General features: G+C 45.2%; 6 protein-coding genes. 1 reads left to right on the forward strand and 5 read right to left on the reverse strand.

Annotation, left to right across the window (positions count from 1 at the left end):
• Positions 1-131: 131 nt before the first annotated feature.
• Positions 132-854, reverse strand: a complete 723-nt coding sequence (locus tag L2713_RS07695; RefSeq protein WP_248967489.1) for a histidine phosphatase family protein — start codon at positions 852-854, stop codon at positions 132-134.
• 210 nt (positions 855-1,064) lie between these two features.
• Here L2713_RS07695 and metH point away from each other — a divergent pair, with 210 nt between their 5' ends.
• Entirely contained in the window at positions 1,065-4,799 is a 3,735-nt protein-coding gene (metH, locus tag L2713_RS07700; protein WP_248967490.1) for a methionine synthase, read from the forward strand.
• A gap of 627 nt (positions 4,800-5,426) precedes the next feature.
• Here metH and L2713_RS07705 read toward each other — a convergent pair.
• The 4 genes from L2713_RS07705 to L2713_RS07720 form a co-directional block, all read right to left on the reverse strand.
• Positions 5,427-8,126 (reverse strand): hypothetical protein, encoded by a 2,700-nt coding sequence (locus tag L2713_RS07705; protein ID WP_248967491.1) that lies wholly within the window; start codon positions 8,124-8,126, stop codon positions 5,427-5,429.
• A 103-nt stretch (positions 8,127-8,229) separates the two neighbouring features.
• Positions 8,230-8,640, reverse strand: coding sequence for a hypothetical protein (locus L2713_RS07710; protein ID WP_248967492.1), 411 nt, complete (start codon positions 8,638-8,640; stop codon positions 8,230-8,232).
• 758 nt (positions 8,641-9,398) lie between these two features.
• A complete protein-coding gene (locus L2713_RS07715) occupies positions 9,399-9,995 on the reverse strand; it encodes a hypothetical protein (RefSeq protein WP_248967493.1) in 597 nt (198 codons plus the stop codon).
• 495 nt (positions 9,996-10,490) lie between these two features.
• Positions 10,491-11,453 (reverse strand): dienelactone hydrolase family protein, encoded by a 963-nt coding sequence (locus L2713_RS07720; protein ID WP_248967494.1) that lies wholly within the window; start codon positions 11,451-11,453, stop codon positions 10,491-10,493.
• Positions 11,454-11,554 lie beyond the last annotated feature (101 nt).

Below are 11,554 nucleotides of genomic sequence, written 5' to 3' on the forward strand. Positions count from 1 at the left end.
TTTGAACTTAACGTACTGGGTTCGTTATCTGGCTCAAACGTCAGGGAAAAGCATTATCCTATATCTTGCTCATTAGGCAATGCTGTTTAAATCAGAAAATTTTCATCATACCCATGGCAGATGCGTTCAAGCTACTCACAGTGGCCCGAGGGCCAGTCCAACCGCCAGTATCTTTTACCTTGCTCATCCTCGAGGACATTAATCGTTACCACCGCCGCCACGGGTAAGGCTAGCTGACTGTAAAAACCTAAGGTTTTCACCGCCCCAAGCGCCCTTGACATCAAGTGGCGAATAACCCCGCCGTGGGTCACCACCCAGATATTGGCCGCGGGTGCATTGGCATTAAACTCCCCGTGGGCCTGTTCATCATCCATCGCCAGCAGGGCAAACTCTTTATCGAGGATCTGTGCTATCGCACCATCGATACGGGCTTCGAAACTTGCCATGGCTTCACCATTGGGCGGCGTCACCTCCCAGGGATTCTGCCAATAGGCCGCCATCCGCTCGCCATCGCGTTGATATAAGTCATCAAGCAGGCAACCATCCCAATCGCCGAAGGCTATTTCCTGTAACTCCTCCAGCAGGTTGACCTTCAGCGGCAAAGGCGCGGGCGCATCTAAACTCCTACCCACGGACGCACTCGAATGCAGCTCAGCCGCAAAGGCCTTGGCAAACTCGGCGCAGCGCCTTGAGGTCGAGCTATAAATGCCGTGGCACACAGTCGCCTGCGCCTCCACCGCCGCCGACATCTGCCGCCAGCCTTTGTCGCTCAGTGGCACATCCACTCGGCCCCGTAAAATCGCCCCGCCCTCGCATTCTCCATGGCGTAACAGTAATAACCTGAGCTGCTTCATCTGATCTTTCCTTTTATCGTTTTTATCTGGGTTATCTCGCCTATGCTATACCAACTTTAGCCTTGCCCTGACAATCCGATGTCGCGTATTATGGACGTCTATACGTATAAATGTCCAAAACATAACGAACGACATTCAATAATTAAATGCAATTTGTCACCCGATTGCGTACTTTGGACTCAACTTAGCTGTAGTAAAGGTAATCATTTTATGGCGATATCTCTCCATCGAGCCAGCCAAACACTGGCAGACATTCGCAACCAGTTGTCAAAGCGCATTCTGATTTTAGACGGCGCCATGGGCACTATGATCCAAGGCTACAAGCTGGAAGAAGCCGATTACCGTGGCGAGCGTTTCAAGGATTGGCATACCGACGTTAAGGGCAATAACGATCTTTTAGTACTCACGCAGCCGCACATCATCAAACAAATTCACACCGACTACCTATTAGCCGGTGCCGATATTATTGAAACCAACACCTTTAACGCCACCACTATCGCCATGGCCGACTACGACATGCAGTCGCTGTCCGCCGAAATTAACCGTGAAGGTGCGCGCCTCGCCCGTGAGGCCTGTGATGAAATCGAAAAGGCCACGGGGAAACCCCGTTATGTTGCCGGTGTGTTAGGGCCCACTAACCGTACTTGCTCTATCAGTCCCGATGTTAACGATCCCGGATATCGCAATATCCACTTCGATGAGTTAGTGACCGCTTACTGCGAATCGACCCGCGCCTTAATTGAGGGTGGCGCCGATATCATTATGGTCGAGACCATCTTCGATACCTTAAACGCTAAGGCCGCCTTATTTGCCATCGAAACCGTGTTCGATGAACTCTTTGGGCCAAATTCGCCAGCACGTTTGCCCGTGATGATCTCAGGCACTATTACCGATGCCTCGGGCCGAACCCTGACCGGACAAACCACCGAAGCCTTTTATAACTCCCTTCGCCATATCAAGCCCTTATCCATCGGCCTTAACTGCGCCCTCGGCCCTAAGGAGCTGCGCCCCTACGTCGAAGAACTGTCACGCATCGCCGAATGTTATGTCTCGGCGCACCCTAACGCGGGTCTGCCAAACGAGTTTGGCGGTTACGATGAAACCCCAGAAGATATGGCGAGCGTTATCCAAGAATGGGCCCGTGAAGGCATGCTCAACATTATCGGCGGCTGCTGTGGTAGCACGCCCGAGCATATTAAGGTCATTCGCGAAGCCGTGGAGCCGTTTGCGCCACGGGTATTACCCGAGATCCCCGTCGCCTGCCGTTTATCCGGTTTGGAACCGCTCACTATCGATGCCCAAACCCTATTTGTGAACGTGGGTGAACGTACCAACGTCACCGGCTCAGCTAAGTTTTTAAAGCTGATCAAAGAAGGCAAGTTCGAACAGGCGCTCGATGTCGCCCGTGAACAGGTAGAAAGCGGCGCGCAGATCATCGACATCAACATGGACGAAGGCATGCTCGATGGTGTGGAGGTGATGCATAAGTTTTTAAATCTTATCGCCTCTGAGCCGGATATCAGCCGTGTGCCGATTATGATCGACTCCTCTAAGTGGGAAGTGATTGAAGCAGGCCTCAAATGTATTCAAGGCAAGGGAATCGTCAACTCTATCTCCTTGAAGGAAGGCGAAGAGAAGTTTATCGAGCAGGCAACCCTAGTGAAACGCTACGGCGCCGCGGCGATTATTATGGCGTTCGACGAGCAAGGTCAGGCCGACACTAAGGCGCGTAAAGTCGAGATCTGTACCCGCGCCTACCGCGTGCTGGTCGATAAGGTCGGCTTTCCGCCCGAAGACATTATCTTCGACCCGAATATCTTCGCCATTGCCACGGGTATCGATGAGCACGATAACTATGCCGTCGATTTTATTGATGCCATTAAAGAAATTAAGGCCACCCTGCCCCACGCGATGATTTCGGGCGGTGTGTCGAACGTATCGTTCTCCTTCCGCGGTAACAACCCAGTGCGTGAGGCGATTCATGCGGTGTTCCTGTACCACGCGATTAAAGTCGGCATGGACATGGGTATCGTCAACGCGGGCCAGTTAGCGATTTACGATGATATCGACCCCGAGCTTAAGGATAAGGTCGAGAACGTCGTGCTCAACCTGCCTTGCCCAGTTGAAGGCTCAAACAATACCGAACAATTGCTTGAGATTGCTGAAAAATTCCGTGGCGATGGCTCAAGTGCCGCCAAGAAGGAAGACTTAGAATGGCGCTCATGGCCAGTTAATCAACGTCTCGCCCATGCACTGGTCAAAGGCATCACCGAATTTATCGACGAAGATACTGAAGCGGCTCGTCAGCTCGCCTCCCGTCCGCTGGATGTGATTGAAGGCCCATTGATGGACGGTATGAATATCGTCGGCGATCTGTTTGGCTCGGGTAAAATGTTCCTGCCACAGGTGGTGAAGTCGGCGCGGGTGATGAAAAAGGCCGTGGCCTACCTCAATCCGTTTATTGAAAAGGAAAAAATCGAAGGCCAATCTAACGGCAGAATCTTGATGGTCACGGTTAAGGGCGATGTGCACGATATCGGCAAGAATATTGTCGGCGTGGTGCTCGCCTGTAACGGCTTTGAGGTGTTCGATTTAGGCGTGATGGTGTCGGTGGAGCGCATTCTCGAGGCCGTGAAAGAGCACAATATCGACATTATCGGAATGTCTGGGCTTATCACCCCAAGCCTCGATGAGATGGTGCACAATGTGAAAACCTTCCACCGTGAAGGCCTCACCATTCCAGCGATTATCGGCGGCGCCACCTGCTCGAAAATCCATACCGCGGTGAAGATTGCGCCCCATTATCCCCATGGCGCGATTTACATTGCCGACGCCTCGCGCGCCGTGCCTATGGTCAGTAAGCTAGTCAGCAATGAAACTCGCCAAGCCACTATCGATGAGACCTACGCCGAATACGAAGAGATGCGCGTTAAGCGTTTATCGCAAACCAAGCGTAAAGAAATTGTCTCGCTGGAAGCCGCCCGCGAAAATCGCTGCCAGCACGACTGGGCAAACTACACCCCGTTCAAGCCCAATGTGCTGGGTCGCCAAGTATTTGAAGACTATCCATTAACTGATTTAGTCGACCGTATCGACTGGACGCCGTTTTTCCGCGCGTGGGAGCTGCACGGCCATTACCCTGAGATCTTAACCGACAAGGTAGTGGGGGTTGAGGCGCAGAAACTGTTCGCCGATGGTCAGGCGATGCTTAAAAAAATCATCGATGAAAAATGGCTTACCGCCAAGGGCGTGATTGGGCTATTCCCCGCCAATACCGTCGGCTTCGATGATATTGAGCTCTATACCGACGAGACTCGCACCGAAGTCGAAATGACCACCCATCACCTGCGGATGCAGCTTGAGCGTGTGGGTAACGATAACTTCTGTCTGGCCGACTTTGTGGCGCCCAAAGACAGCGGCGTTGCCGACTATATGGGTGGCTTTGCCGTGACCGCAGGCCATGGTATCGATGAGCATATCGCCCGCTTTGAGGCCAACCACGATGACTACAATGCCATTATGCTCAAGTGTTTAGCCGACCGTTTAGCCGAAGCCTTTGCCGAGCGGATGCACGAGCGCGTGCGTAAGGAATTCTGGGGTTATGCCGCCGATGAGCAGCTCGATAACGAAGCCTTAATTCGTGAGAAATACAAAGGCATTCGCCCCGCACCGGGTTACCCCGCTTGCCCGGATCACACCGAAAAAGGCCTGTTGTGGGAACTGTTAAAGCCGAATGAAACCATCGACTTAAACATTACCGAAAGTTACGCCATGTTCCCCACCGCCGCAGTATCCGGCTGGTACTTTGCCCACCCAAAATCCCGCTACTTCGGCGTGACCAATATTGGTCGCGATCAGGTGGAGGATTACGCGAAGCGTAAGGGGATGACTGTTGCAGAGACGGAGAAGTGGCTAGCGCCAGTGCTTGACTATGATCCTGAATAATCAGGATCGAGCTTACGCTAACGCGGTTTGAAAAGCTGATTCAAACTTCGTTTGAATTTTTAAATCAAAGTCGTGGGGCTTCACCCCACACCCTACGTTGCTGGTTCGTTTTCCATTGCGAACTAGCAACCATATCGCTGCAAGGTAATGTGCAACTCATTGCCTGCCGCAGGCTTTCGCACTGTTACCCCAGTGACACGCCGTGCATACATCCCTGTAGGCTCTACTAAAACATCCGTGTTTTAGAAGGTCACTGGTGCAACAGTGCCCTATCTGGTGTACCCATCAGTTGCAGCATATATTTTGTGAGCTAATTAATTAAAATATTAACCACATAAAAGACAGGCTTCGTGCTTATTCGAAAATCGCTAACGCTTCCGATGGTACATCCTCATGACGTTAAACAGAGAGTCCGATAGCTAACTCGGCATCCATGCGTCGCTCACGCGATCAGTAATTTCGCAAGAGTATAGGTGAAATTCTATACATTAGAGTACAGTTTTAGTATTGAAAGAGTTATGCGTATTATATCTCTCGCCATATTTAAGGCAAAAACAAAACATAGCTGAAGTTGACTACCGCACTATTGAAGATGAAAATACATTTTATCGAATAAAAACTTCAAAACTAAATAGAAAACAATGCTGTTTGGTAAACAATTTTTTTACTCGAGTCATTCAAATCTGGTCGATGTTTTATACACAATGGAAATCCGGTATCAATTTGCTCCCAACATCTTGACGCTCCAGAAGTTAACGTTTTTTTATGAACTAAATATGTTTCCGAATTTTTATCAACACAAATTACAAAATTCCTAGAATCTCTAGCATGTATTGAACTAACTTTAACAACTGTAAATCCATTGTTTACGGCTTTACTATCATTCACAAAGCAATCTAATAACTCATGCCAATAATCACTATCAAAAAAATTACCATCAATTTTAAGACGATACAACGTTCCAATTACACTCTTAAATTTATAACAAAAATCTGAATCTGCAACCATTTGTGTCATAACTTGATGAGCATGGGCTGATACAAATTTAGTAACACTTGACGCAAATTTAGAATCTTTAAAGTAATTATAAAAGCAATACTGTGCAAGTTCGCTTGTAAGTTTACGGAATTCAACACAAGACTTATTTTTATAACCATACTCTCTAAAAATAATGGAAAAAATCTCCATACTTTTAGTTAGCTTTTGTTTACAATCATCACCTCCCAAATGAACTTTATTCTCAACACTACGCTTAAATGCTGCAGCACGAAAAAGAAGTAACATCTCTCGATACCTGTGAGAACCAATATCTTCAGTCCTATCAAAAATAACTTCATACTCTCCTAAGTATAGCAAAGAAATAAAATACCCATATATAACATCATTTGAAAATCTTGCTGAAGAGATTTCTAGTTCAGCATAACGACCTTCAATTAACTGCTCATATAACTTCAATGCATTCGGCGTCTCATTTTGAGAACCATATAATTTAGCCAACTGCAGCATAACTACTGGGTTTTTGAACAATACGATTGAACGTTCATATGCTTTTACCGCACCGGGGTAATCACTAACCATTTGAAAAACACGACCACGCTGGAAGAAGAAAAATGCATTTTTATCAATTTCATTAAAACGATCAAGCGAGCTAAATATATCTGCAGCATTTTCTATTGAAATATTCTTACTCGCACATAACGAGTTAACTTTTTTAGAGACTATTTTTAACTCAGGACTGATATCATCTGGTATATAATTAGCATCAAACCTATCAATATTAAGCCCTTCCTGCTCTTTACTTATTTGAGAAATCTCCATATTTCGACGTCTTACTTTTTCATTCAACTGCGTCCTAACCTCTAAATTCCTTGGATTTAGAACCAATAACTCTCGGATGGAGTCACTTAAACTATATACCTCATCAGATTTACTTTTATAAATTAATGTTGTTGCAGTTAATTCTTTAATTGATTCAGCCAATTCATCAGAAGTCAACTCAAGAAAGCTAGATAAATCCCTCCTAGATAAAGCCCCTCCAGCAAGTAGAGACTCTAAAATCCTTATCGAATCATGTGACAACTTATCAATTAAATTATCATATGAAAATTTTACAATTTCACTTTTAGTATGTGAAATAGAATCTGGGACTGAGTACCCCTTGCCAATCAAATCTATAGACAATCTTATTGCCAATGGATTGTTGTTTGAATTTTTCACTAAAGTATTAATATCATCTTTATGGCTGTGTGTTATCCCTCTCTTGAGCATGTACTCTCTAGCCAAATTAAAGCATAACCCATCTGTCAAACCAGGTAGAGGCATATTTGATGAATCATAAACAGTAACTCTACTTGTTACTATTACTTTCCAATTTCGTGGTAAACCATCAATAAATGGCTGAAAGGTTTCAGGACTTTCAACTAGCAAAGTTTCTAAGTTATCAATGCACAATATCAATTTCATTTCATTATATTTTTCTTTTACACCCTCAAAAACAATAGATTCATCACCATGATACTCAATAAAGTAATCTTCAATTTCCTTTTCGATTTCAGATATTGTTTTAATTGCATCAAAACATACAAGTCCATCGGCTGTCAGACTTACTCTTTTCAATGTGACAAAACATATTCCATCAACTACATCAGAAAAGTCTGGGCTTAAACTAATATCTTGCAAAACATCAAGAACTAATGCAGTTTTTCCAATTCCTCCTGGGGCAATAATTGAGATAAAATCGGCCCTTGGAGATCTAATCTTTGCCTTTAACAATTCACTTTCTTTACTTCTTCCAATAAGAGATGTAATCGAATGTTCAAACTGTTCAGGTAGATTATTAGGTATTGACCAACAAATCTTTTCCAACCACTCCTCTGGCGGCTCTTTTAACTCATTATTTTCAGCGCAATACAGAGCCTCTTGTAACATTTCAAAGTTTAACTTCTCTATTGTAGGATGAGTTGCAATCGCTGCGGCTCTATACCAATAATTGACATGAAAGTCCTTTGTAGAATGACTAACAGCATTACGTATTTCAAAAATATCATTTGCAAAACAAAAACTTTTTAACTCTATTAAATAATCATGAACAGATTTATCTTTGCTTACACTTATAGCAAAATCAAAAAGCTCTCCAAAGTAACTAGCCTTAACTAACATTTTGGCATCTAATACCTTATTTCTCTTCTTGGACTCTTCACGCTCAGAAATAGTATCAATAGCTGAAGAATCAATTAATGAAGAATCATTACTCAGAACTAAATTTCCTAATTCTTTTTCAAGAGCAAATACAATCATTGATGTTTTTATGCGGTCAAAGTCTAGCATTTAAATTCCTTACTAAACATAGTATAAAAGTTTAGAAATTAGTTTCATAAATAAAAATAGAAATTATCATTTACCATAAACTTAATATAAAATCTTACTAAGGTCATGATTGTTCTAAATCGTATATTTTATCAAATTCTGCTTTGGCATCTGCTTTATGGTTTAGGCAGTTAACCATATGCTCATCTGACTTATAGTTTTTGCAGTCTTCGGGGACGATATAGTATTTACGCCATGCTTCGGCTTTACGTACGCGTGCGGCTTCATTTTGTTGTGCTATTCGTCGTTGTTCCGCAACCTGTTGTATTACAATTTGTTGCTGTTGGTATTCAGCAAGCTGACGCTCTTTTGCAGCTTGTTGATGAGCTTTTTCTCGCTGTTGTTGCTGTAGCGCGATTTCGTTTATTTCTTGCTTAACCCGATATTCGACATAGCTTAGATAGCCAATTCGCACTAACAAAGTAACCAAGCTCGCTAGCAAGATCCCTAAGGTAATTTGTAAAACTGATTTCATTCCAAAATCCATTTCTATTCTGAACAGCTCTTTTTATCAGAAAACATAAATACTACGGGATACACCCGAATTGGCATTGTTGCACCAGTGACCTTCTAAAACATGGATGTTTTAGTAGAGCCTACAGGGACGTATGCACGGCGTGTCACTGGTGTAACAGTGCGAAAGCCTGCGGCAGGCAATTAGCTACACAGATAATCGGCAGAGATAACATTGCTAATTAGCAGCGCCGAGCAAACCAGCACTATCAAAACGTTTTAACTTTGTCGTTCGACAAAGCTTTCCATAGCTACCGCACTTGGCTAACGGTCATTAGCCAATCATGGTAAGGGCTGGATTGTTCAGGAGGCGTTTCTAGCGAAATAAAGATACATCTTCCTGATGCAAGTGAACTGAACCGAGGTCACGATTAAGTTTCATCCTTGTTAAAAACCTAAGATAACGTTCTGTTTAATATCTGTCTACCACTTTCACATTACAAATTAAATAGTTAAGTAATGACTAATCTTGGCACATAGCTTTTATGTCAAGCCCACAACTGCAAACCCAATGGGCATACCAGAAGTGGCACTGCTGCACCTATGACCTTCTAAAAGTGAATATTTGCACGGCGTATCAAAGGGGGGAACTAATATAAGAGAATGCAAAAGCTTGCGGCTGGCAATAGGGCATACTTTTGCTTTGAAGCTATGATATTGCTAATTCGCCATATCTAGCGAACCAGCAACATCATAGGGTTGTGGGTTGAAACTTACGCACTACTCGCAATGGAAAAACTGCTCTGTACGCTCAGCAGTATAGGCCTCCCACAGTGGTCTTTGGTCCTGATAAAAATTGTCGCAATCTTGTCTCAATTCCCCTTGAAGACAGGTCTTCAATCCCGTCACCATCTCGAGTAACTTTGCCTTAGCACTTGCAGCTCGCGACTTTACCTCATTGCAAGACATATTCGCTGTTTGATGAGGATAGTTACTCGCAGATAGATGTGCTTCCAGCACTGCTTTGCGCTCGGCATTTGACAAATCAGCCATGCGTGTTTCCCCTTTTCGCACGGCGGTCATAAGGCTATAGACATAGCTCGGATTCAGTGGATTAGCGGTATCCGCGGGGCCAATAAGCTCCACTTTATTGCAAGCTCCGTTCTCTAAATACACACTGCATCGCCAAATATTGCCTTTATAGTTAATTTTATCAGGATTGAATTTGCGATTTTTATCCCAAAGACATTTGCACGGCACCTCTAGTTGTTGGGCATTGGACGCCTCTTTCGCAGTGGCGTTACCCGTAATAAATAAAGCCGATGGCATAATTAATAATGCCAAAAACAACCACGATAATTTCAGATGCAGGCTCATATATCACCTTTGTATATGCTTGTTTAGTCGGCTCGAAGATATCCTCTCACGATGGTTATAACAAATATAACACTCTGATTTTTCGGTTTATTGACCACGGTCAACTAACTGAATGTAAATTAAATGTTTAATTCAATTCGATATAGGTAATCATCAAACTAACATTCGATCGTCAATGGGAACGCCAGCAGTAGCATTGTTGCACCAGTGACCTTATAAAGCATTTTTTAGTAGAGTCTACAAGGAAACTCTTTTTAAAGCATAAGCACGACGTGTCACTGGGCAGTGATAATACAAGAGAGTGCAAAAGCCTGCGGCAGGCAATGAGTTACAAAGTTACTTTGCAGCGACACAATTGCCAGTTCGCGATACCAAGCGAACCAGCAATATCATCGGGTGTGGGGTGAAGCCCCACGACTTTGATTTATCTCGGCCGAAAGGCCGCAGCAAATGTGCCCCCGCATCACAAAATGCCCTTTTGCAATTCGGCAACCCCTAACCTTGTAGGTATTTCCCAAAGAAATCCAAGGTTCTTGCCCATGCAAGCTCGGCGGTTGGCTCATCATAGCGAGCGGTGGAATCGTTATGGAAACCATGATTCACATTGGGGTAGAGGTAGGCAATATACTCGGCCTTGTTAGCCTTTAATTGGGTTTCGTACTCGGCCCAAGTGTCGTTAATCCGTTGATCTAACGCGGCAAATTGCAACATCAGCGGGCCTGTGACTCGGCTGCGTAGCTCTGTTGCCGCTGGAGTGCCATAAAAAGGCACGCCAGCCGCGAGTTCGTCTGGAATGCTGGCGGCGAGCATATTGACTATATAGCCGCCAAAGCAAAAACCGACGGCGCCGAGTTTGCCATTACACTGGGGATGCGCCTTGAGAAAGCGCGCGGCGGCGATAAAGTCCTGCTCGATTTTGGCTCTGTCGAGGCTGGCTTGCATGGCGCGGCCCGCATCGTCATTACCGGGATAACCGCCGAGGCTATAAAGGGCATCGGGGGCGAAGGCGATATAGCCCTTGGCCGCTAAGCGGCGGGCCACATCTTCGATATAGGGATTCAGGCCACGGTTTTCATGTACCACTAACACCACGGCGGCTTTTTTAGTGGGGTCCAAGGTCTTAGGATCGCCCGCCTCTTTGCCGGGAATAAGCATGGAAGTTGGCATCACTAAATAACCGCGCCCTTCTCCATACCCTTCGGGGGAGGGAAACTTCACATAACTGGCTTGAATGCTGGAATCGTTAAAGGAGACTTGTTCGGCTAAGGCGTAGTTGGGCATGAGTGCGCCAGTGAGCGTTGTCATGGTAAACCCCAGTGCCACAAGGCCGGCGAGGCGAGCCATAAACTCGCGGCGGTCGATGATGCCGTGGGCATATTCATCGTACCAATCAAAGGCCTCCTGCGGGATAGATTGAGCAGCTGGCGCGTTATTGTCGGACTTGGGTTGTGGGCTCATCGTTCTTTCTCCATTGAACAAGCTACCACAGGTTTATCTTCCCTAGCTTGTGAGTTATCTAGCGGTGTTAACAAGAGTAAAGGATGAAGCCTTATCAGGGC

Origin of the sequence: Shewanella seohaensis (assembly GCF_023283775.1) — a bacterium.
Classification (GTDB): domain Bacteria; phylum Pseudomonadota; class Gammaproteobacteria; order Enterobacterales; family Shewanellaceae; genus Shewanella; species Shewanella seohaensis.